17 protein-coding genes are annotated in these 23,199 nt (G+C 57.1%); 13 read left to right on the forward strand and 4 right to left on the reverse strand.

Features of this window, described 5'->3' with window-relative positions; all coding sequences use genetic code 11:
- Positions 1-11 precede the first annotated feature (11 nt).
- The 3 genes from GC165_06300 (at position 12) to GC165_06310 (ending at position 3,547) form a co-directional block, all read left to right on the forward strand.
- A complete protein-coding gene (locus GC165_06300; GenBank protein ID MBI1332472.1) occupies positions 12-734 on the forward strand; it encodes a PEP-CTERM sorting domain-containing protein in 723 nt (240 codons plus the stop codon).
- A 128-nt stretch (positions 735-862) separates the two neighbouring features.
- Entirely contained in the window at positions 863-2,251 is a 1,389-nt protein-coding gene (rimO, locus tag GC165_06305) for a 30S ribosomal protein S12 methylthiotransferase RimO (GenBank protein ID MBI1332473.1), read from the forward strand.
- Positions 2,252-2,287: 36 nt separating this feature from the next.
- A complete protein-coding gene (locus GC165_06310) occupies positions 2,288-3,547 on the forward strand; it encodes a DNA (cytosine-5-)-methyltransferase (GenBank protein ID MBI1332474.1) in 1,260 nt (419 codons plus the stop codon).
- Here the strand turns inward: GC165_06310 and GC165_06315 are convergent.
- From GC165_06315 to GC165_06325, 3 genes are all read right to left on the reverse strand, one after another.
- Positions 3,516-4,451: a hypothetical protein gene (locus GC165_06315; protein MBI1332475.1), complete on the reverse strand. Its 936-nt coding sequence runs from the start codon at positions 4,449-4,451 to the stop codon at positions 3,516-3,518. The genes GC165_06310 and GC165_06315 overlap by 32 nt on opposite strands.
- A complete protein-coding gene (locus GC165_06320) occupies positions 4,451-5,536 on the reverse strand; it encodes a hypothetical protein (protein ID MBI1332476.1) in 1,086 nt (361 codons plus the stop codon). The genes GC165_06315 and GC165_06320 overlap by 1 nt, the downstream gene beginning before the upstream one ends.
- A gap of 95 nt (positions 5,537-5,631) precedes the next feature.
- A complete protein-coding gene (locus GC165_06325; GenBank protein ID MBI1332477.1) occupies positions 5,632-7,062 on the reverse strand; it encodes a hypothetical protein in 1,431 nt (476 codons plus the stop codon).
- Positions 7,063-7,194: 132 nt separating this feature from the next.
- On the opposite strand from GC165_06325, the gene GC165_06330 reads away from it, so the two are divergent.
- The 10 genes from GC165_06330 to GC165_06375 are packed head-to-tail and all read left to right on the forward strand — an operon-like array spanning position 7,195 to position 22,250.
- Positions 7,195-8,748, forward strand: coding sequence for an ABC transporter permease subunit (locus GC165_06330; protein ID MBI1332478.1), 1,554 nt, complete (start codon positions 7,195-7,197; stop codon positions 8,746-8,748).
- A 47-nt stretch (positions 8,749-8,795) separates the two neighbouring features.
- On the forward strand, positions 8,796-9,470 hold the full coding sequence (locus tag GC165_06335) for a rhomboid family intramembrane serine protease (GenBank protein MBI1332479.1): 675 nt from the start codon (positions 8,796-8,798) through the stop codon (positions 9,468-9,470).
- 54 nt (positions 9,471-9,524) lie between these two features.
- Positions 9,525-11,342, forward strand: a complete 1,818-nt coding sequence (locus tag GC165_06340; protein MBI1332480.1) for a hypothetical protein — start codon at positions 9,525-9,527, stop codon at positions 11,340-11,342.
- Positions 11,335-12,399: a polysaccharide pyruvyl transferase CsaB gene (csaB, locus tag GC165_06345; GenBank protein MBI1332481.1), complete on the forward strand. Its 1,065-nt coding sequence runs from the start codon at positions 11,335-11,337 to the stop codon at positions 12,397-12,399. The genes GC165_06340 and csaB overlap by 8 nt, the downstream gene beginning before the upstream one ends.
- Positions 12,400-12,434: 35 nt before the next feature.
- Positions 12,435-14,963: a hypothetical protein gene (locus GC165_06350; GenBank protein ID MBI1332482.1), complete on the forward strand. Its 2,529-nt coding sequence runs from the start codon at positions 12,435-12,437 to the stop codon at positions 14,961-14,963.
- A 32-nt stretch (positions 14,964-14,995) separates the two neighbouring features.
- Positions 14,996-16,312, forward strand: a complete 1,317-nt coding sequence (locus tag GC165_06355) for a hypothetical protein (GenBank protein MBI1332483.1) — start codon at positions 14,996-14,998, stop codon at positions 16,310-16,312.
- A 25-nt stretch (positions 16,313-16,337) separates the two neighbouring features.
- Entirely contained in the window at positions 16,338-19,076 is a 2,739-nt protein-coding gene (locus GC165_06360; protein MBI1332484.1) for a hypothetical protein, read from the forward strand.
- Positions 19,076-19,948 (forward strand): hypothetical protein, encoded by an 873-nt coding sequence (locus GC165_06365; GenBank protein ID MBI1332485.1) that lies wholly within the window; start codon positions 19,076-19,078, stop codon positions 19,946-19,948. The genes GC165_06360 and GC165_06365 overlap by 1 nt, the downstream gene beginning before the upstream one ends.
- Positions 19,917-21,392 (forward strand): hypothetical protein, encoded by a 1,476-nt coding sequence (locus GC165_06370; protein ID MBI1332486.1) that lies wholly within the window; start codon positions 19,917-19,919, stop codon positions 21,390-21,392. Before GC165_06365 ends, GC165_06370 begins: the two co-directional genes overlap by 32 nt.
- Positions 21,393-21,413: 21 nt before the next feature.
- Positions 21,414-22,250 carry a peptide ABC transporter gene (locus GC165_06375; GenBank protein ID MBI1332487.1) on the forward strand — a complete coding sequence of 279 codons (837 nt, stop codon included), beginning with the start codon at positions 21,414-21,416 and terminating at the stop codon, positions 22,248-22,250.
- 303 nt (positions 22,251-22,553) lie between these two features.
- Here GC165_06375 and GC165_06380 read toward each other — a convergent pair whose 3' ends face one another.
- A complete protein-coding gene (locus GC165_06380) occupies positions 22,554-23,189 on the reverse strand; it encodes a DNA-3-methyladenine glycosylase 2 family protein (protein ID MBI1332488.1) in 636 nt (211 codons plus the stop codon).
- Between the last annotated feature and the right edge of the window lie 10 nt (positions 23,190-23,199).

Raw genomic sequence — 23,199 nt, forward strand, 5'->3', positions numbered from 1 at the left:
ACGTCCATGCCATGGCATATACTCAATCTTGTTCGTTGCGGCGTGGCGGCGGACAAGGTTTATTGATGAAAGGGTTATTTTTAGCTGGTTTCGTTGTGCTGGGTGCAACCGCTTTTGCGGGTACCGTGGATGACTTTATGACGGGTTCGTATAACAGCGGCTCGTTCACAAGCGGATCTGTTTCCGCTTGGACTTCGGCATCGAGCGCGCTGGGTGGCATTCGCTACGACGTGCTCACGATTACTGACAATCCGTTTGTCGGCGACGCGAAGACTCGAGTCATCACGACTCCGGGAATTCTCGAAGTCAGCACGGACACCGACGTGGACACGACGTTTACCTTGGGCTATGGGTATGCGCTGAGCTCTACCTCTCCGGCGTCTAACGAACTGAACGTCAACTGGACTTCGACTCCGCTTTTGAGCATGACGTTCCGATCGAACGACATTGCGCAGAACGTGACGGCGACGATCTACACCAATGGCGGCGCTTCGAGCTACACACGCACGCTCGGCATCGCTGGTGGCATCGTCCCGGCTTCTCCGCAGACCTACATGTTCGACTTCACGTCCGATGCCGCAAGCCTCGGCGACGTTGATGCAGTCAAGTTCGACTTCGATCCGGCCCCTGGCGCAGACTTCTCGCTCACGGGTATCAACAGCGTTCCTGAGCCGGCAAGCATCGCCGCCCTCGCAATCGGCGCGGCTGCTCTGCTTCGACGCAAGAAGAAGTAAGGTTCGTCGAATAACCTCATCGAAGCCCCTGCGAGTCATCGGAGGGGCTTTTTTGATGCCGACCTGGTCCTAATGTGCCGGTCATAGTGCTAGGGCCCGGCACGGGGCCGATCTTCCATAATAAAGGTATGTCCGAAGGAAAAGTCCGCATCGTTACGCTCGGCTGCGCGAAGAATGACGTCGATAGCGAAGAGATTGCGGGTGTCCTGCAGAAGTCGGGCTACAGCGTCGACGGTGTCTCCAAACGAACAGATGTGACCGTTATCAACACCTGTGGGTTCCTGGAGGCTTCCAAGCGGGAGTCCATCGACGCAATCAAACAGGCGATTAAGGACAAGCAAAAGGGCCTGACCGGTAAGGTCATCGTGGCCGGATGTCTGGCCCAGCGTATGGGTGCCGACCTGATTCGGCTCGCGCCGGGAGCCGATGCTTACGTGGGCGTCGGTCAAATGGGGCGGTTCGATGAGATCGTCAAGACGACCTTGACTTCGCAGGAGCGATTTGTGGATGTGGCTCCACCTCACCACCGATGGGCCGACGTCGAGACACGAGCGAGGAGCGGAAAGCCGTGGAGCGCCTACCTGAAGGTGAGCGAAGGGTGCGACCACAAATGCACGTTCTGCACCATCCCCAGCTTCCGCGGCAAGCACGATAGCAAACCGATTGAGCGAGTGGTGGCCGAAGCCCGGCACTTGGCGCGAATCGGCGTTCGGGAAATCAACCTGATCGCCCAGGACGTCACGCAGTACGGCTACGATCTGTACAAGGAGTTCACCCTGCCAAAGCTACTGCGCGAGCTCAACGCCATCGAGGGTATCGACTGGGTGCGCATCCTCTATTTCTATCCCAATCGCCTGACCGACGAGGTCATCGAGGCGATGGCGACCCTGCCCAAGGTGGCGAAATACATCGACATCCCGCTCCAGCACGCCCACCCGGAGACACTGAGACGAATGAAGCGGCCATGGGAAGGCGAGCGGTACCTGAAGTTGCTGGAGAAGGTGCGGGCGGCGATGCCGGACGTGGCGATCCGAACAACGTTCATCGTAGGATTCCCGGGCGAGACTGACGAAGAGTTCGATTACCTGTGCGACTTCGTCAAGGACGCGCACCTGGACCGCGTAGGAGCCTTCTTGTATTCGCGCGAGCCGGGCACGCCCAGCCACGACATGCCCGACCAGGTTTCACCACGCGTGAAGCAACAGCGGTTCGACCGACTGATGACGCTTCAGCAAGGCATTTCGCAAGCGGTCAACGACTCGTGGCTGAACCGCGATTTGCGGGTTTTGGTCGAAGACGAACAGCAGGGCTGGCTCGTGGGTCGGTCGCACCGCGACGCGCCGGATATTGATGGTCTGGTGTTCTTCAAGGGCACGGCCAAGCCGGGCGAAATGGTGGACGTGACCGTCAACGAAGCCGAACCATACGACCTGTTCGGGGTCGAAAAGGGCTCGGGCATCTCGGCCAAGAAGCGGCTGGAGCCGCTCCGCATGGCGGGTCCGAAGGCTCCGCAGTGAGCGACCTAACTCTGCTACATTACTAGAGAATGATTAATGCCAAATAGCAAGCCATCCCTATCTTTGTTTACTGGTGCCGGAGGACTGGACCTCGGCTTAGAGTCTGCAGGCTTTGCCGTTTCGTTGTGTATCGAACTAGATACTGATGCGCGAGCAACAATCTCGAAGAACATAAGTGACTGGAAACTTAGTGAGCCGGGAGATATATTAGTTCTTGAACCTCAAGAGCTTGCTTTGCAATCAGGACTGGGCCCTGGTGATATTGCGCTTATTTCCGCTGGTCCCCCTTGTCAACCCTTCTCCAAGTCATCGTATTGGGCTCATGAGCCTCGAAAAATGAAGGACGAAAGGGCGTCAACAATACGTCGAACGCTTGAAGTTATCGACTATTTTCAACCGGATGCAATCCTTATCGAGAACGTTCGAGGCTTAACTTATACAAATAAGAATGAAGGCTACTTAGAGATTCAGCGAGGCCTACGGCTAATTAATGAAAAGCATAAGACGGCCTATGAACTTCAATGTCTCACTTTGGATGCTGCAAAATTTGGCGTTCCTCAGCACCGCGAACGAAGCATTCTCGTGGCGCATAGACTTGGGAAGCTGCTCTCGGTGCCTGAAACTCACCAAACAAATAGAATAGATCCAGTAAATGATTTGCCGTTCTGCCCTAACACATGGGATGCGATAGGGCACATCGCTCCTACAAATTTGGCTGAATTGGAACTGACTGGGAAATGGGCAGACTTAATCCCCAGTATCCCGGAAGGTTCAAATTATCTTTATCACACGGAAAGAGGCGATGGCGTCGAATTGTTTGGACATAGGACAAAGTTCTGGTCATTTCTACTAAAGCTTGCAAAGGCTCGTCAATCATGGACAATTCAAGCTTCACCTGGTCCGGCAACCGGCCCATTTCATTGGGATAATCGGAGGCTGTCAGTTGGCGAAGCAGCCGCACTACAGACTTTCCCAGATGGTTTCCTTTTTGAAGGCAATTATAGAAGTCAACTGAAGCAAATCGGCAATGCTGTTCCTCCAGGTTTGGGATTCGTCCTGGGATGTGCGCTCCTCGATCAATGGTTCGATTCCCCAAAAGTACAGGCCAATAAATTCATACCCCCGTTAAAGAGTTCGATACCTGAGCCTGAGGTTGTAAGAGCTGTGCCTGGTAAGTACTTACAGAATGTTGGCCCAAAGGCGGCTCATCCAGGACATGGCTTGGGCCCAGGCGCAACAAGAAGAATTGTCAATTCTCAGAAAACTAGAAAGACGTCAAATAATCCCGCTGCTTGAGTCTGACTTCAGAGACCCTACTTGCGTTCCAGTTCTTTAAGGATGAATTCAGCTCGTTTGGCAGTTTTATGTCTTTAAGAAGGAATTCTAATCGTAAACGATCCAGAATCATGCCGGCTCGCTTAGAGTCTGTATGCCAGCTAGTACGATCGCTGTCGTAGATTCCGGGAATCGCCATGGCGCGGGTTGGCTTTGTTAATAATGCGAGACGTGTCTGCCACGCACCTTCTTCGAAAGCAAGGTCACCTAATTTGTCCTTCCAATTTCTACCAATTGCACACTGAGTCAGAGTCACTAATTGTCCAGGCATATTATCTGGGAAGGGCTTCCAAGCTATAACATCGAGCCCATCATCCTTTTCATGTCCATCCACAAAGTCCTCAACATTCCCCAGCATCTCGGCAGTCTCAGAAGAGACATATTCAACAGCTGCTCTAAAGGGGACTGGAACTGGAGCACGTCTCGGCGCGCCAAATCGAAACGAGCGCCCCCCAATATAGCTCGCCATTGCGTGTGCAACAAGCTCCTCAAATAGCTCCGATGGCGTGCTTGCGGCTCCATTTTTATAGGAGAGGTCGTCGTATGTCCAAGCTAGGGAAAGGAGTACTAGGAAGTCATGGACATGATGTGTACTTTCTTGGGTGCTGTTGGTAGAAATTCCAGTTTTGCCTATCCTGAGCGGGTACACGTCTCCAACAATGGATTGACGTCTTACCAGAGTTCGTTTAAGATCACTTAGAAGTGTTTCGCTTTCTAAATCTGCAGATGATAGATTCTGGCTATCAATTTCCTCAAGGAAAATTGAATACGGAAGGAAACCTTCAAGTCCTTGATCAATGATTAAGCTGGCTTCAACCCAAGTCGCCATCGCGTTTGAACGGGTATCGCTTGGAGCCTGTAACATTAGAATAAGTCTTTTTCTGGAAATGCCCCGATGATACGCTTTATTGTGTCATTGCAGTCTTTAACGAGCTTCCTTATTTCTAGCGAGTCTACATGTCGGTGAATTTTTCCATTGGCTTGCTCCAAAAGTACGCTTGCTTTTCTGAGGTTCTCCTGAACTTCACTCTCTTCGCCACCAGCATATAAGTAGGCTTCGTCAATATCACCTCGTGTTCGTAGGCGTTCAAGCGAGATCGGATTGCGAAGAATCTCCGAGAGCTTATGCAGGTCGCGTGATTCTCGAAGAACGGGTAAAGATCCTTCGGTACCAAACATCATGTCAAGCAATTCCCTAGTTTGCTCAGATCGCTCCGGCGGAATCGGTTCTTGTTGTTCCTGGACTGGCTTGTTTGGGTCGACCCCGAAATGCTCCCTTATCCCTGTTTCGCTCAGAGCCCGAAAAAGGACGCTGAAGTCCTCCTCAACCTTTTCCGTATCTATTCCAAAAGTATTCTTTGCCTGTTCAACCATTCTGTAGGCAATGTAATTGTCTCTAACTTGCGGAGTTTTGCTGTTAATCAGTTTTGCAACTGTCTTCCAGTCTTTTTGCTGTTCAACATGCTGACTTATGAACCGTGCCTTGGCCAGCGGATCCCACTTCTTGACTCCAGTAATGTGTCGAAAGCCAAGAAATGGTACGACTTCCTCCCGAGTTTGGTAAGTAATTACGGGTACTTGGGTGAGGTTCTGCTTGTTCTCCGCAGCTAGTTCTTCCCACTTTCGTGCTTGGGGAACCTTGAGTTCCACAGCCTTTTGAGGATGAAGAAGTAGCTTCAGTGCGGCAAGCCTTCGGTTGCCTTCAAGAACCACACATTCATTGTCTTGCGGGATTACGACCAAAGGCTCCTCTGAAAAATAGCCGTGGGCTACAAAGGACTCGCCTAGCTCTAGTAAGTCAAAGCCCCTTGCCAGTTCTTTTAGCAAGATGTCTTGGGAGGGATTGGGTCCAATATCGAGCCTGGGATTCTTTGGATCAAGTAGCAGTTCATCAACAGTTTTGGCTTCTGGAAATTTGAACTCGAGCTGCGGCTGATGATGAGCGCTCATATCACTAACATAATTTTGCTCAAGATTTGTTGAGTTTTGCGGCTTTTGAGTTTCTTTTGTGGTGCGAGAGTAACACTTCCTCGACTTCAAGCCAACTACCCCTTCAACAGGTTCAGAACTGTCTGCGGCATCTGGTTCGCTTGCGCGAGGATGGCCACACCGGCCTGCTGGAGCACTTGGAACGTGGTGTACGTCGTCATTTCCGAAGCCATGTCCACATCGCGGATGGTGCTCTCCGACGCCGTCATGTTCTCCTTCGCCGCCGCCAAAGTGCGGTTATTCGAATCCAAAATGTACGAGCTGAACTGACCGATCTGGGCGCGAACCGCCGAAACCTGGTTGATGGCTCGGTCGATGACCTGCATCGAATTATTCAGGCTGGATGCGTTCGTCACGTCGATCGAATCGACGCTCATATTCGTCACCACGTCGGCGCCAAGTTGGTTGGCGGCCATGTTTGGCAACGCCAACTGAGAAGTTTGGCCAGACCCGGCTCCGAGCTGGAAGGTGGCGCTTCCCGGCGTCACCTGGCCGATGGTCATCGGGTAGCCCGCCGAAAGATTGCCGGCCGCCGTTAGGCGAACCATGTTGCCGTCGGAGTCGAAAAGGCTGAGGCCGTCGGTTCCGGCTCGTCCGCCGGTGAACAGGGCCGAACCCATCGCCCCCATTGAGATCGAAGCGACCGGATTGGTGCCCGTAACCGTGGTGGGAGGTCCCGAACTAACGACGCCACCGGCGTCGGCAAAGCTGAGCGAGGCGTTTTGGCCGTAGGCGAGGGTCGAAAAAGTCAGTTGGTTGGTCGTGTTATTCCAGCTAGCGGTCACGCCGGTCGATGCGGACGCAGAGTTGACCGAGTTGGCGACCGAGGCACCAGTGGTTCCGGCCACAAACGTAAACGTGGTGCCGTTGATGCTGAACGAGCCGGGATTGAGGACGACGCCACCGGTGAGAGCAGACGAAGTCAGCGACCCCTGGGTGCCCGGCGTGACCGAATTGATGGTCATCAGAGCCTGAGCGGTGACCGGCGAACCCTTGAAGGTGCCAGCAAGCGAGATGCCGCCGACCTCGTTGGCCGCGCTGACCTGCGCCTGAATACCGGACGAGCCGTCGAGTAGGCGCTTGGAAGCAAACTGCGAGGTCTGGGCGATGCGGGTGATGCTCGCCGCGATACTGGAAAGCTGGTCTTGGTTGGCGCGAAGCTGGGTAGCGGAGAGGGTGGCGGTGTTGCCGGACGCGACCACAAGGGCCTTGGCGTCCGAAAGTAGCTGGTTGATTTCGGCGAGCGACGACTCGGCGGTCTTGGCAAAGTTGATGGCGTTCTGGTTGTTCTGAACCGCCGCGTCGATGCCGTTGATCTGCGAGCGCAGGTTCTCGGAGGAGATGAGGCCCGAAGGATCGTCGGCCGCATGTGTGATGCGGAGGCCCGTGCTCAGCCGGTTGATGGACGCGTTCAACGAATTCGAATTTACGTTGAGATTCGACTGTGCGACCAAAGCGGCGATGTTGGTATTGATTCGAAAAGACATGTCACCCTTGCTTTGCGTGCCGTCGCTTCCATGTTTCGGCCGGTTTTTAACCTAGCAAAGCTACCAAAATTCATTGTCGGGCGAAACCCGATTTTATGAAGCCCGATTCGCGAAGAACGGTAAATTACCTCTATGAGTTTGGTCAGCAAGGTCGGGAGGAAGCGTCCGCGAGCGCGAATCGCCCTGGCCGTGCTGTACGCCATCCTAACTTTTGGTGCGCTGACCACGCTGTACCCTTTCCTTTTGATGGTCAGCACCGGGCTGAAGGGGCCGACCGACCAAAGCGACAATGCGATCGTGCCGAAATACTTCGGCGACGACAACGAACTGCTGGCCAAATACCTGGATGACAAGTACGCCGGCAACGACGGCGTGATCGCCAGTACGCGCTCCGGTCCAGATTCCAACGAGGTCGCGAAGTTCGACCAATTCTTGATGACTTTGCCCTTGGATATGTGGACGTCGGGCTTTCGGCTGGCGTCGAACCAGGTGACTAGCCGTCTGACCATGCGGTACCAGGAGTGGCTCCGAACCCGGTTCAAGACCGTCGATGACCTGAACAAGGCGTACATCGAAGAAAACATCGCCTTTCAAACCGTGATGCCACCCTCCGAACTGTTGGAGCGAGCCAGTTGGAAGCCGACGCCGGGGCAGAAGTACACCGACTGGCTGGAGTTCAAAGCGACGCTACCGGCGGAGTACCGAATTCCGATTCGGCGCACCCGGCTGTGGCAAGAGTTCCTGCGGGTCAAATTCCGCAACCGCATTGACGACGTGCCGGACTTCTTCAAGGTCCATAACGAAAAGAAGTTCGAGGAACTGACCCTCGATTATCCGGAAGCAACCACGGTCGGAAACATCCAAGAAAACCTGATGCTTGAGTTCGAGCGCACCATGCCTGACCGTTATAAGCACGGAACAGCCGAGGCGCTATGGGCCAAGGAGTCGCGGGAGGCGATGCCGATCGAGGCAAGCGAGCGGGCGTACGTCCGCGCCCACGAAGGCGAGATCAAGCGCAATTTTGCCACCCGCAACTTCCGCTACGTGCTGGACTACGTGCTCCTGCATGGTACGGCCGTCCTCAACACCGCCATCTTCTGCGGGCTGGCGGTGCTCACTCAGCTTTTGGTCAACCCGTTAGCGGCCTATGCCCTATCGCGCTATCCAATCCGTTCGTCGGGCCGAATCCTGCTGTTCCTGCTCGCGACCATGGCGTTCCCTGCCGAGGTGGCCATGATCCCCGCGTTTCTGCTCCTCAAGAGCCTGCATCTGCTGAACACCTTCGCCGCGCTTATCCTGCCTTCGGCGGCCAGCGGGTACATGATCTTTCTGCTCAAGGGCTTCTTCGATTCGCTTCCACAAGAGCTTTTCGAAGCCGGACAACTCGACGGCGCGCCGGAAACGACCCTCTTGACGCGCATTGCCCTACCCCTCACGCGTCCGGTGCTGGGCTACCTGGCCCTCATGGCGTTCATGGCGTCGTACTCCACGTTCATGTTCGCGTTTCTGGTGGTGCAGGATCAGAAGATGTGGACCCTGATGGTGTGGGTGTATCAGCTTCAAACCACCGCGCCGAAGGCGGTTGTGATGGCGGCCCTAGCGCTCGCGGCGCTGCCAACACTAGTGGTGTTCTTGTTCGCTCAGCGGGTGATTATGCGCGGCATCGTCCTTCCTGGGGAACGTTAGCCGCCGGTGAACCTGTTAGTACCAAAGGAGTAGACTCCATAACAGCAGTGAAGGACGGAATCGAGGAGAAGACAAAGGAGCCTATTCCCGTCCTTACGTGGACGCTGATTCTGCTCAACGTGGTCATCTACCTGTGGGATCGCCACTTCGGCTTTTTTGGCCCCGGATTCGTGTTTAGCGACCTCGCCATGCGTCCGCCCGAAGTCGTTCAGGCCATCAAAGGCACCACCGATCCTTTCCCGCTGGTCACGCTCTTCACATCGATGTTTCTGCACGGAGGATTCCTCCATCTTTTTGCGAACATGATGTTCCTCGCCGTATTCGGTCCGCCGGTCGAGCAAGCGGTCGGACCATGGCGGTTCATGCTCTACTACCTGGCGTGGGGCGTGTTCGCGGCATTCTGCCAAATCTATGCCTCGCCGTACCGAAATGTGCCCACTCTCGGCGCATCGGGAGCCATCGGCGGCGTGCTGGGTTGCTACTTTCTTCTGTTCCCATCCAACCGGCTGCATGTACTCATCGCCGGTATCTGGGAGTTCGAAACCAAGGCCTGGATTCTCCTCGGCCTATGGTTCCTGTACCAAATTTTTGCCCGTCAGGAAGGTGTGGCCAACTGGGCGCATGTCGGCGGCTTTCTAGCGGGTATGGTTACGGTGCTCGTCATAGGGGGCCGGGAAGCGATCCTGCGCAATCACCCAGAACTGATCGAGGCAGACGACTAAGCAATGGCGTTCTTCAAATCCTCAAAGGTATTCCTTCTCCTCGCAATTTTGACCTTGCTGCCCGCTCTGTACTCGGTCAAGAAGCGAATCAACGTCGAGAATGCCAACCACAGCGTGCTGTTAGTGGCAGAAAGTGAAACGATTCAGTCACTGGCTGCGGCCCAGTCGATGACGCTCGACGACGCACTTACCAAGCTTCAAAAGATGGGCCTGAACGGCATCGTCCTGCCCGAAGAAACCATTGACGACATCCTCACCGACGGCAAAGTTCAACTGAACGGGATGACGGTGCAAAAGGACTCGCCCATTGCGTCGATGACGTTTGACGACCCCGCTACGGTCGACCGCGTGGTGAAGGGCTTGTCGATCCGCTTTGGCGCGCTCGTCCAATCGACGACTCTTCGCGAGGGTCGGCTGGCGTTGCCGCCCATCGACACGCAGACGCTCCGCGCCACCTCCATCGGCATCAATCCTCAGCTTTCGGCCCTGGCACAAAAGCACCACCTCACCATCGTTGGTCGGTATTCCAACCCCACCGGCATCACGTCGCAAGCGGTGACGGAGACGATCAAATGGGCGAAGGACTCGGGAGTTAGCGTTTTCCTCCCTCAGGGTGACCAAGTCCTCGGTCGACGCGACGCGCTCGACACCATGAAGGACGCGTTGGTCGCTAACCAAATTTCGTATGCGTCGCCAGAATTTGCCAAGATCGGCGGCGACGAAGAGATGCTCCGCAAGATTCCCGAGCACGTGGTTCGCCTCCACTCTGCGCAGGCTGTCGAGCTCGACAAACTGAGCACCGATGCCGCTCTCGACCGATACTTGAAAGCGGCCAAGGAGCGGGACATGCGAGTGTTGCTCCTGCGTCCGTTGTCGCAAGCGTCTGACGCCCCGCTCGATTCCTTCGGCGACTTCATCGGCTCGCTCAGCGACGGACTCTCGAAGAAGGGCCTGACCCTGGGAGACCCCGCGCCATTTACGGACCCGAACGTGCCGAAGCCGGTCAAGGTGCTGATCGGCATTTTCGGTGGCCTTGCCGCGCTTTGGGTTGCCATTCAGATGTTCGGCGAGCAGAAGGGCCTGGTGCTGGGCGGGCTCGCCTTCCTCGGTGTAGCGGCCGGATCGGCCCTCAAGGGAACTGGGCTTGAGGCTTCGGCCCTCATGCTCTCGATGGCGTTTCCGATTGGTGCCTACTATTGGCTGAAGGAGACCAAGCCACATGCGCTGGTTGCTCTCGTCGGGCTGGCTTTCCTCTCGGTCATCGGTGGGTTCTGTGTGGCCGGTCTGATGAACTCGGTGCCGTACTATATCCGCGCCGAAACCTTCTCTGGCGTCAAAATTTCGGTCTTCCTTCCGATCTTCGTGATCGGTTTGGTGGCGTTCGCCGACTTTAACGACCTCAAGCAGGCGATGAAGGACCCGATTACTTGGGGTGCGGCTGCGCTCGGGCTTGTAGTCCTCACGGTTCTTGGCATCATCATGATGCGCACCGGTAACGACAGCCCCAACACCGTGAGCGGCGGCGAACTGGCGTTCCGTGGCATCTTGGAGGAGGTTCTGCCCGTCCGTCCGCGGTCGAAAGAATTCCTGCTGGGCTTCCCGGCGCTGACCTTCGGACTGTTCGTTTTGGACGCCGCAAAGTACCAATCCAGTCGACTTGGTAAGTTTTCGGGTTGGGTTTCTTTGTGTATCATGCTAGGATTTGTTGGGTTAACCGATTCGGTCAACACTTTGTGCCACCTCCACACTCCCGTGATGGTGAGCGTTTGGCGAGATGTGATCGGTCTATTGTTTGGGGCAGTGATAGGAGTCGGAGCATGGGTGTTGTTTAAGAAGAAAGTAATTGCCACGCTAGGGACCGAGAATGGCTAGGATAGTTCTGGCCGGCTACATCGGCTGCGGAAATCTTGGCGACGATTCGGTCATGATCGGCGTCGTCGATGGCCTCGGTGTGGGCCACGAATACCTCGTGTTGAGCGGCGACCCGGACGACACGTTCCGCTACTACGCCATGCACGGCGTCCCGCGAAAGAACCTGAAGGAAGTCGAAGCGGCTATCAAAGCGAGTGATGCGCTGGTCTTCCCCGGCGGTTCGATCTTCCAGGACGTCACCAGCGCCAAAAGCACGGTCTATTACACCGGCCTGATCAAGATGGCGAAGAAGCACAACAAGCGCGTTCTTCTCCTCAACCAGGGCGTCGGTCCGTTGAACACCTGGATCGGTAAGAACCAGACGCGAACTGCGATGAGCTTGGCCGACCTGATCGTCGTGCGCGATCCGGGTTCGCTCAAGACTCTGACCGACCTTGGTGTCAACAAGAAGATTCACGTCGGCGCAGACAGCGCGCTCATCCTGCGCGAGCCGGTGCGCGAAGATGACGGCTCGTCGTACGGCATCGGCGCCATGAAAGCCGTGGCCTTGGCCCCGCGGCCTTGGAAGCGCAAGGGCGTCGATATCATCGAGCTCTTTGGCGAAACGTCGCGACTATTGTTTAACGCCGGATTCGTACCCACCCTCGTGGAAATGGATCCTTTCGAGGACGGAAAGATTCTGGAGGCGATCACCAAACAACAAGGTGGACGCATCCCGTTCCTCCGCAACTTGGGCTCTTCACGCATGGTTCAATTTCGTCTCGCGAGGATGGAAGGCGTGATCGGAATGCGCCTGCATGCGGGAATTTTGGCGACGACGGTCGGCGTGCCTCCGCTGATGCTCAACTACGACCCCAAGGTAGCAGCGTTCGCCCGCCAAATCGACATCGGCCCGGCGCTCACCATCGAAGGATTGACCGCACCGAGATTATTTGAAGCATTTATGGAGCATCACAAGGCAAAAGATGCCCATAAGGTTGTTATCCTAAAGAAGCGCGAGGAATTGAGAGAACAAGCCATGAAGGCGATTGAGCTCGCGAATCACTTCCTTAAATAACCGTAAAGATGATCAAATGTTTTCTCGTAATTGGGATGCTAACGCTCCCAGGGATCGGGTTTTGTCAGGCTTCAAAACCCCACGGCGGAGACTGGTGGGACAGGGAACTCTGGTCGCGGCTGTCCTATAGTGGGAGCCGCACCTTCGGCTACCAGTCCTATACGTTTCGCGGCGATGCCGATGCGTTCGATTCGCTGACCAACTATGGCACCGGTCTGAAGCACTTCACCGACATCGGGAACTTATCGCTCCAAGGGCAAAAGGTTTTCGGTCTGCTGGATTTTCGCGCGACGTTCACCGACAACCGCTTTAGCGACCCGGAACAGCAGCAGTACACGCTCAACTACAAAAAAGGATTCTGGGATCTCAGCTACGGAACGGTTCAGGCTTCACTGATCAACGGCAACCGGTTTGCGAACTTTAGCCGATCACTGAACGGATTCGTTGGCGACTTTAAGAAGGGCAAACTCGAAACCAAGGTTTTGGCCAGCGAGGCGCGGGGTGCGGCGCGAACGGTCACCGTCGAGGGCAACAACACCCCCGGTCCCTATTACCTTCAGGGCGGCCGCATCATCGGCGGGACTATCCGCGTGCTTGTGGATGGTATCGAACTCCAGCAGGGCGTGGACTACCTCGCCGATACCAATGTCGGGTCGATCACATTCATAAATCGCGTCATCGCGCCGACCAGTACCATCGTCGCCTCGTACGAGTCGTACGATGTCACTCACTCGGGCGGTAGCATCCGGGGCGCGGGTCTGTCCTACAACCTTGGTCAGGCGGGTCGAATTGGCCTCACTACTGTCGAACAACGGGTCGGCGACGCAAACGCGACCGGCGAACGCATCGAATCGTTCCAGGGGTTTGGACTCCCTGGCGATCAGTATCCGCTTTTATTCGAGCCGATCCCGACCTCGATTTCGGTCACCGTCGATGGCGTCATCCGCACGTTTTCGATTACCGATGACGGCGTCAGCGAGTTCTATCTCAGCGCGAATGTATCCAACGTCGTGATCTCTCGCGTTGCGGTGACAAATTCCCAAACGCTCCAGATCCGCTACATCCCCAAGAATGTGCAGACGGTTGATGGCAACCGCAAGGTCACCGGTTTCGACTGGCGGCTGCCCATTGGCGACAATGGAAGCGGGAGTTACCTAGCCTACTCCAATGCAAGCGGTCGCCTCAGCGGGGCCAATTCGTCGAGCGGAAACGCCGAAGGAATTGACATGAAGCTGAACACCGGCAAGGGGTCGCTAAAAGTCGGTTTCCGTAAGATCGACCCGGGCTTTAAGACTATCGAGCAAACCGGCTTTGGTCGAAACGAAGACGTCTCCGAGTACGCGTTCGACTATGCAACCAAAGGCTTTTCCTCAACGCTGAGTACGGGCAACAGCCTCATCTCTATTGACAACGGCGGAACGGAGACAGCGACCCGCTACATGACGAGCAATCTTGCGTTCCGGTACACCGACCCCAAGCGGGAATCGACCGAGAACATCCGTAGCCAGTCCCTCACTTTTGGCCGCTCACGGGCGACCTCGACCGATGATAATACGCTCAGTTCGGTTTCGCTGAAAGACGACTTCCGATCCCGAAAGTTTTCGTTTGGCTACGGAGTCGAAAAACTCACCGGGCACGGACGAATCGATGGCGAACTGAGCGGAGTCGCGGTGGACTCGTACCGAACGAACGCCAGTTACGGAATTGGTCGCAACTGGAATCTCGTCGCTTCGGCGTCGAAGAGCTTTATCCGGACCGACGCCGCCAGCTCGCAGGGATACGATTATTCGTTGCGCGCCAATATGGCTCAGACCGGGCCCTGGTCAGGTGGGGTCGGCTACACGCTCAGTGATTCCGGCGTCCTCGCTTCCTTGGGCGGATTCCTCAACGGAAGCTCCCTCGGCTATGGCAGCGGCGGCTTCAGCGGTGGCGGAACCGGCGTCATCAGCACCGGGCGACAACAGGCGCGCCAGTTCAACATCAATGCGACGCACCAAGCGGGCGAAAACCTCTCAGTTGGCCTCAGCTATGCGGCGACGACGACGCAGGGCGCTTCGACCAGCAATGCCACCATTGACACGCTTTCGTTGGATACCAGTTGGCGAGTCAATAGTGCCCATACGTTGGTCCTAAGCCTTGTTAAGGTCAAGTCTGATTTTCTCACCTCGTCGGTCGGTACGAGCGACTCGGACATCCTGTCCGCCCTCTTCATTGGTACCCCCGGACGCCAGTGGAGCTACACGTTCGGCTACAATTCGCTGAAATCCGGCGGGACTACCCTAGGCCAGAACAACTTAGGTGCGAATGCCGACATCAGCTACCACATCAACCGCAAACAGCGCGTCTTCATCAGCTCGTCCATCAGCCGAACTCGCGGTCTCTATCCGCAGAACGACACGAGTTTCCAGACGGGTTATGCTTACTCCATCGTGGACGGTATCTCCCTCGTGGGTCGCTACAACTTCCGCAATCTGCAGAACCTCGATCCCGGTGCGGTCGGCGGTGCCTTTAGGGCTAATGGCGTCAGCCTTGAACTCACGTTCGACCTCTCCAACCGACGTTGAAATAATCCGGCGGCTCAATCGTTACTAGTGGTATGAAGCGTAACTGGATACCACTTGCGTTATTGGTTGCCACTATTTTGGGTTGCGGAGGTTCGAGCGTCGGGGTTGGCAGTATCGCCGGCTTGGTGCTCGACATGAACGGAAACCCCGTGCGCGGCGCACGCGTGTTTGTGGACAGCGGCACTCCGCGCGAGACCTACAGCAACACCTCGGGTTCCTACCGATTGACCGGCGTCAACGCCGAAGACCTGCTTGTGAAGGCCGAGTATGACGATGGCGGCACCGTCTACGTGGGCCAGAATCTGGCGCGCGTCTTCGATCAATCGCAATCGGCCAACATGACCATCGTCTTGATCCCGTCCAACCAGGTCGCTTCGATTTCCGGCGTCGTCACCGGCACTGGCGGTATCCGCATCCAAGGTGCGCGCATCTCGGCCAAGCCGACCAACGGCACGATCCTTTCCTCGGTGCAAACCATCGCCGATGGCAATGGCAACTACACGCTTGGCGGCCTCGCCGGCGGGGTCACGTACCAAATCCAGGCCACCTTCCCGGGCTGGGAGTCTGGGGAAGTCCAGAAGACGCCTTCGGCCGGCATCGTCCAGACGGTTAACTTCCAACTGGGCGCGAACGGCGACCCGATCTTGCCTGCCCCGAGTGGCATGAGCCTGACAGCGTGGACCTCGCCCGCCGAAGTCACCCGCGACGTCGAAAAGGTGAAGGTTTACGACGGCATCAAGAAGCTGATCGACAAGCGCTACAACCGCACAGCGTCAAGCCGACTGACGAGCCAGGGCAATCCCGTTGAAGTCCAACTCTACTGGGATAAGTTCGACAGCCTCCAGATTCTTGGCTACGAAATCTGGCGACAGCGAAGCACCGATTCATGGAACGCGGTGGACTTTCTGCGCGACCCGCTGGCGGAAACCTACCTGGATAGCGACATCAACCTACGCGACGGAGTGAACTACAGCTATTCCATCGCGCCATCGAACACGAACTATCCCAACACCGACAATTCGTACGGCGATTTCAGCTCGACGGTCTCGGTAACCCCCCTCTCCGACATGAATGTCTACGTGCCGACGGTCGCGGCCGGTCAGGTGACGTTCCACTGGCAAGCGGTGACGAACGCGGCGACCTACACGATCTACGTGTTCGATGAATATCCTGGTCTGGGTGTGAGTTCGTACGACAACAACTACAACAATCCGGCGACGGGTACCGATTGGACCTACAATTTGACGCCATTGGCAGCAGGACACCGGTATTACTACCTTATAATGGGTAGTAACTCTGACGATTCGGCTCGAACGCTTAGCGCGATCGGCTCCTTTATTGCGCCGTAATCTCAGACCCAATAGCGAACAAAATATGACACGCCGCCTTCTTATGATGGTCGTCGCCCTAACTGGGGCGACGACTTCTTTTGGACAGTCGAGTCTGTTCAAGATTGATTTAAGCACCCGATCCAACTCCGCTCCAACCGATCTCTCGGACGCTTCTTACAAGCAATTCGAGCAGAACATGTTGAACCTGACGTCGGCCAATCGCAAGGAGAGAATCGCGATGGGTCTGCAGAAGGCGGACATCCCGTACATCGTGCCGGGCATCGTCCGGTTCTTCAAGAACGGGTACATGATGCCGACCGGCGGAAGGACCCGAGGCAACGGAATCACGTTGGTGATCGACTCGAACTTCAACTCGTCGAACGACCCGACCCGGGCGACGTTCATGCAAAGCGTCTACGACACCGCGCAGAACCTCGGCTTGTTCGATCTGTACTTTGGTGGTGCCGCGATTTCCGGCACCGTCAATGTCATCAATGCTGACGCGACGGTCGGCGGCATCGGCGACCGACAAGCGATCACCGGCGGCTACTACTTGCCCAACAACGGCACCGGCGGCCGCGAGATTCGCATGCCACTGAACTTCAGCCGGGAAGTCGCCGCTGTAGCGCTGATCCACTGCGTGCTATTGGCCTACCTGCCGGACCCGGCGTACGGCTTCGATGGCTACTTGGAGGGCTTGGTCCGTGCGGCCACTGCCAAGATCGTTCGCAACGGAAGCTTCCAAACCACGCTCGGACTCGATTCGGAAGTCGTCGAAAGCGTGCTGGAACAGACTTATGAGATTGGTCCGTTTTACGATTGGACCAACCAACGGTCGCTTGGCGGCCCCCAGTTCATCGCACCCAACCTCCTCAGCGGCTCGATCGCCCAAGGTACGCGCGGTGGACTCTTCTTCCAGCGGTACCAAATGGCCGGATCGGTGTGGGAAAAGATGCTCACCGAGCATCCGACGTTCATCAAGGATTTGAACGCGCTTTACGCCAGCAACACTTCGGCCTCGAACAACGCGGCGATGCTGGAATCCTTGGCGTCAACCGTCCTAGGTGCAGGCACCGTTGAGGGCGACTCGTTCTCGGTGTGGGTTCGCAAGCAGCACATCCTCGACACCCGGCTCACCGTCGGCACCAAGCTCCACTCACTCATCACGCCGATCACGGCGGGCCTGAGCGGCACCGACTTCGGCGTCTTCAACATCGAAACGACGCTCTTTTCGACCGACTCTTCCGGTAACGAGACCCTGCTTTCCGGCACCTCGTACCCGGTGGCGTGGGATAAGGACTACAACCGCTTGTTCCTGTCAAGCCAGGCGGAGCGAATCGACATTGCCGCCTCGTACGGCTCGTCGGTTCCCAACTTCCCGTCGAACTCGACCAACACCGATCCGTATCGGGTTGCGCTCGACGTTCCCGCCCTTGACCACATCGTGCGGCAGTATCTGCCGGTCGGGTGCATCGCCACTCCGGCCTCCTCGATGCCGAGCAACTTCTACGGCACGGTCGTCGGCTTTCCGGTCCCAACCGGCGGAAGCCTGAAGATTCGCGTTCAGTACGGCTCGCAAACGTTCGATGTGCCCGTCGTGGACTACGCCTTCGGCTCCGTCGTTGCTGACACCGGATTCCAAAACGCCCTTTCGACCACCATCAAGGTCATCGGCGTCGACGCCTCCAACGTCGAATCCGTTCTGCTAACGCGGATCGTGGATAAGGGGCCTGGCGACCTCGCCGTCCAGTTGGGTAACGACCCGGTGAAGACCACCGGCTTCCCCAACGGCGTCACCGCCGGCATTCAGATGATCGGGTTCTCGGGCGAGCCGCTGTACTCTGGTTTGGAGAATATCTTCAACACCACCGACTTCCTCGCCGCTCGTTACAATCCGTCCAAGACGAACTACGATCTGTATCCGAACTCGGGTGCGATCCTCAACGGGCAGGCCTACTTCCTGCGGGCGCCGCAGGCGGGCATTCCGTTGTGGCAGGCTCGGGTCGAAACCGGTACGGCCCTCGCGGTTGCGCTCCGCCCTGGTTGGAACATGATCACGTCGCCGCTTGGCATCGACGTCCCGCTCACCAACGTATCGGTTGTCCACGCGACCGATATTCCGCTGTCCTACGCCAGCGCGTCTGGCAACGATGCCAGCGGCATCACGCCGGTCCTGGGTAAAGACTTCTTCGAGTTCGCGCCGGGTGCCAACGATGCCGTGACCGGTGTCCCCGAAGGTGGGACGTACAATCCGGGAGCATCGTTTGCGGCGGGCCACGGCTACTTTGTGCGATGCCTCGCGCCGGAGGGTGCCGTGCTGCTCTTCAGCCCCGACTCCGCGCAGAGCTTCCACAAGTTGAGCGCGCCGGTGTCGTCGATCTCCCACCTGCTAGAGGTTCGATTCAGTCGTCAAGGCGAAGCGTCCTATGCCAGAATCGGCCAGTCGCCCAGCGCGACGACCGGCTTTGACGCCAAGTTGGACAGCAACCTTCCGCCGAGCATCGGTGGACTTCAGGTTGCGGTGCAGAACGGCGATCTTCGATTCCAAGACGTGAAGCCGCGCAACACGGTGGTGACTTCGCGGGTAGTGGCCTCCGGCCTCGTCCCCGGTCAGAAGTACACCATCAATCTGACCACCAAGGTCGGACGGGCAACCCAGCTTCAGCTAAAAGACCTCCAAACCGGGCAGATGCGCTACTACGCGGCATCGTTCGGCTCGTTTGTGTTCACCGCCACCAAGTCCACGATGTCCTTCGATGTGACCGTGCGAGGCGCTCGCTAATGAAGAAAATTCGAATCCTCCTGCTCTGCCTTGTCGGCATCGTCATTCTCGCGTGCGGAGGCGGCGGAAGCTTTTCGGAGATTCGCATCTCTGGGCGCGTGCTCGATATCTCGACCGGCGCTCCCACGACGACCAGTTCCAGTGTCCAGTCGTCCAGTGCCACCGCGGCAACCTCGACTGTCGATGGCTCGTTCATCGTGGGTGCGCCCAAGAATGAGACCCAACTCCTGGTCAGCGGCCCTTCGCTATTGGCCTATCCGGTCTTCACCTACACGTTCTCGGCCCTGACCCAGAGTCAGAACGATGTGGGCGACCTCTGGATTGGCCCTGAGCAAGTCTCGGTCACGGGTAAGGTCCTCAATGCCGCCGATGATACGCCGGTGGCAAACGCGGTCGTTCGGTTCGCCGGTCAGATGGGCGTCACGGATGCCAGTGGCAACTTCTCGGTGGCAAACGTGGCCTACTCGTCCGCCGACACTACGAGCTTCGAGGGCATCACTGGGCGCGTCGAGGCGACGAACTTCTTGTCTAACGAGTTCACGCCCAACGGCGCGACGGCCAACGCCGGAATCGTCGATGTTGGTGTGCTTCTCATCACACCGGTCGATAGCGACAGCCCTCCTCCTCTCCCGTACAACATCTGGGGCGTGATCACGCCGTCGGGTCTGGCCAGCGGAACCATTGTGACGCTGAAGTCCGGGGGAACCACGGTGCGTCGCTTTACGGTTGGAACTGATGCGCGTTACCAATTCTGGGTGAATGCGGGCTCGTATACGATTGAATTCGCAAACGGAACGCACACAGCCCCGGATCAAAACGTCACACTTAATAACAGTTCCGATGTCATCCGAGCCGACGCGACCCTTAACTAGCAAGAAACGACTGATCCAACTCATGGTGGTAGGCGGTGTAGCCCTGGTCGGCTACGGCGTCTACCGCTATGCGGTCCGCGTTATTCGGCAGGACCCGCTCGCGTCGTATAAGAAAACGCATGACGGCGAACTGCCGGATACGGTCGCCATTCAGTCGAACGACTCTGTCTTTAACCATTTCGAAGACGGCAAGCCGCAAGCATCGTGCAACGTCAAAGAGATGCAGATCGCCCAGAATCGGCAGGTCTACAACTTCCAAGGCATCACCAACGGCAAGCTGGAGTGGAAGGGCGCGACTTACCAGTTTGCCGCCAACACTGGGTCCTGGAACGGCTTTGTGAAGAAGCTCCAACTTCAGGGCAACCTCAAACTGAAGGGCGACAAATTTGACCTTTCGAGCAAGGAAATGACCTACGACGAGGTCCGCCGCTCGTTTATCGTTCCCCAGGAAGTCGTGGGGACGGCGTACGACGGCAAGCTCCAAGTCGCGACATTCACCTACGACATGGATCACGAGACCATGCACGCGACGAAGGGAACATGGATCGGGATTCCACCCAAAGACAAGTCGATCGAGCTTCCGGCCCAAGACAAGCAGTCGACCTGGACAGTGAAATTCGACGATGTGACAAAGGATCACGATATTTCGAAGTACACCAACGGCTGGGCGACCGACGGCGACGTGATTGTAAAGGCTCCCGCTATGGAAGTGAACCACAAGACCGACGTGCTGACGGCCACCGGACGAGTTCAATACTTCGGACGCGAGGCCAACCTGATTGCCGACAAGATCGTGGTGTATCGCAAAGAGAAACGTGCCGTCCTGACCGGCAACGTGACGATGCTCGTGAAGCCAAAAGCCAAGGCTGATGGACCGCCCGAGGAAGCCGAACTGACGCCCCTCCCACCTGCCGTTCCCGAATCGATTTCCGCGACCCGCCCACCGGCTCCCGACGACACGGACACGCAGAAGAAGACCGAAGAGCAGATTCGCAGCATGAAGAACCTGCGCGAGTACCCGCTCGTGGTGACCGCGCCATCCATCGAGTACTGGTACAAAAAGGGCGAACGCCACGCCAAGATCACCGGCAACCCGCAAGGTCGACAGGAGCTTCCCGATGGTTGGCGCTATGTGTGGTCGGACCACGCGAACTACGACGGCGAAAAAGAGATTCTCAGCCTATTCAGCGCGCCGGACAAGATGGACGTGATCTTGAAGAACTCCCTCGGCGACGAGATGTACGGCACCTCCGGCGAGCTTTCTACCAAGGATGGCGACGACTGGTACCACTTCTCCAAAGGCAAGGGCAAGCTCACGACCAGCGGCGACGACGACATTCCGACGGGCAAAGGTGGCGACAAGAAGGGCGGCGGCGGAACCACCGGTGGTGGGGGTAAAGGCGGCGGTGGCGGTCTCAGTGGCCCGATCGGACACGGCGTGTAGTTTTCTGACCATAATGTCAGAGTGAAAGTCTTCATCTCCGCCGACATCGAGGGCATTACCGGCCTCGTCTCTTGGTCCCAGTGCAGTCGCCCGAACGGCGAAAGTTGGGACTACCCATTTGCTCGGCGCATGATGACCCACGACGTGAACTCGGCTATCCGCGGCGCTCGGGCGGGCGGAGCGACCAAGGTCGTGGTGAAGGACTCCCACGGTAACTCGAAGAATCTCTTGATCGAAGACTTGGAGCCGGGCATCGAACTGATCTCAGGACATGGTTCCGGTCGCGACGGCATGATGGAAGGCATCGATGACACGTTCGACGCTGCCTTCTTAGTCGGCTATCACGCCAAGGCGGGCACGGCCCTCGGCATCATGGAGCACACCTATACCGGCCGCTCGCACCGGCTGTTCATCAACGAGATGGAAGTGGGCGAGATGGGCCTCTCGGCTGCGACCGCGGGCCGATTCGGGGTCCCGCTTGCGATGGTGAGCAGCGACGAGCAAGGATGTAAAGAAGCCGCCTCGTTCCTGCCCGGCGTGCACACAGCCATCACCAAGTACGGCATTGGTCGATACATGGGACGTTTGTTGCACCCCTCCGAGACCGGCCCGCTGATCGAAGCGACGGCCACAGCCGCGCTGAAGAAGCTCAATCAGCCGTGGACTTTCGAAGGTCCGTGTACGGTTCGACTGGAAGTAAATCGAACCGAAGATGCCGACTGGGCGGCTCGAATTCCGGGCGTCACAAGGGTTGACGGCTACAACGTCTCGGCGACATTGCCGAACTATGCCGATGCGCAGTCGATGGCGGTGGTATTGCTCAGCGTCGGCTCCCTCGGCATGGCCTCGCACGATTAGTCCGGGAACCGGAAATGGAGTCCACTCCCTCCGGTTCACTTCGTTCACCGCTCCCTCGGCCAGCGAGGGAGAAGGGTCGGACCAGGAACCAAAAGATGGTGACGTAACCATGCTCACACCACAAGCCATCTCTCCCCTCCGAAGCTGGGAGAGGTGGCGATTCAGCGGCCGTAGCTGAATCGACGGGGTGGATGATCATCCCTTCCGTCGCGCTCAGTAAACTGCTGGAGGGTTCGTGGAATGCCTTGCGCGACACCTTCCCAATCTTTGGGAAGGATGAAGGTTGGCCAAGGCCTAATGAACCTACTTGCTGGCCAACTCTAAGCTAGTCTTGTCGTCGCAAACTCGCCACATGTACCAGCTCCCCACCGACCGGTAGGGACGCCATGTCTCGGTCAGCGCTTCCATCTCCTTCCGCTTCGGCCGCTTCTCCAGCCCATAAAAGCGGCGTACGCCCTCCTGCACACCCATGTCGTCCACGGGCAGAACGTCGAGGCGTCCGAGCTTGAACATCAGTAGCATCTCGACCGTCCATCGTCCGACCCCTTTGATCGGCACTAGGCGATCGATGATGTCGTCGTCTGACAATGTGTGAAGCTCCTCTTCCGTGGGGATTGAGGGCGCTTTCGAAGCTAAATCTTGTAAATATCCCGCTTTCTGTCGCGACACGCCGACGGCCCGAAACTCTTCGACCGTCAGCAGGACCAACTTTTCGTGGGGCGGGTGCTGATGCTCAGGAAAGAGGGCGTAGAGCCGATCGCGGATCGTCGAAGCCGCCTTGCCGGAAAGCTGTTGGAAGAGGATCGCGCGCATTAGCGCCTCGTAAATCGTTCGCTCATCGCCTTCGTCCACCAGCACGCAGGAGCCGTGCGACTGGATCAGCGAAGCAAATTTCGGCTCTACGGTTGCGAGGTGTTTTTCGGCGGCTTCGATGCTCATCTTGTCTTCC

The sequence above is a fragment of the Armatimonadota bacterium genome (genome assembly GCA_016125185.1).
Lineage (GTDB): Bacteria > Armatimonadota > Fimbriimonadia > Fimbriimonadales > Fimbriimonadaceae > Fimbriimonas.

Coding starts and splice junctions, on each gene's coding strand:
- GC165_06350 (MBI1332482.1), top strand. CDS start 12,435: ATGCTAACGCTCCCAGGGATCGGGTTTTGTCAGGCTTCAAAACCCCAC.
- GC165_06320 (MBI1332476.1), bottom strand. CDS start 5,536: ATGAGCGCTCATCATCAGCCGCAGCTCGAGTTCAAATTTCCAGAAGCC.
- GC165_06365 (MBI1332485.1), top strand. CDS start 19,076: ATGAAGAAAATTCGAATCCTCCTGCTCTGCCTTGTCGGCATCGTCATT.
- GC165_06300 (MBI1332472.1), top strand. CDS start 12: ATGGCATATACTCAATCTTGTTCGTTGCGGCGTGGCGGCGGACAAGGT.
- rimO (MBI1332473.1), top strand. CDS start 863: ATGTCCGAAGGAAAAGTCCGCATCGTTACGCTCGGCTGCGCGAAGAAT.
- GC165_06310 (MBI1332474.1), top strand. CDS start 2,288: ATGCCAAATAGCAAGCCATCCCTATCTTTGTTTACTGGTGCCGGAGGA.
- GC165_06315 (MBI1332475.1), bottom strand. CDS start 4,451: ATGTTACAGGCTCCAAGCGATACCCGTTCAAACGCGATGGCGACTTGG.
- GC165_06355 (MBI1332483.1), top strand. CDS start 14,996: ATGAAGCGTAACTGGATACCACTTGCGTTATTGGTTGCCACTATTTTG.
- csaB (MBI1332481.1), top strand. CDS start 11,335: ATGGCTAGGATAGTTCTGGCCGGCTACATCGGCTGCGGAAATCTTGGC.
- GC165_06370 (MBI1332486.1), top strand. CDS start 19,917: ATGTCATCCGAGCCGACGCGACCCTTAACTAGCAAGAAACGACTGATC.
- GC165_06380 (MBI1332488.1), bottom strand. CDS start 23,189: ATGAGCATCGAAGCCGCCGAAAAACACCTCGCAACCGTAGAGCCGAAA.
- GC165_06360 (MBI1332484.1), top strand. CDS start 16,338: ATGACACGCCGCCTTCTTATGATGGTCGTCGCCCTAACTGGGGCGACG.
- GC165_06325 (MBI1332477.1), bottom strand. CDS start 7,062: ATGTCTTTTCGAATCAATACCAACATCGCCGCTTTGGTCGCACAGTCG.
- GC165_06330 (MBI1332478.1), top strand. CDS start 7,195: ATGAGTTTGGTCAGCAAGGTCGGGAGGAAGCGTCCGCGAGCGCGAATC.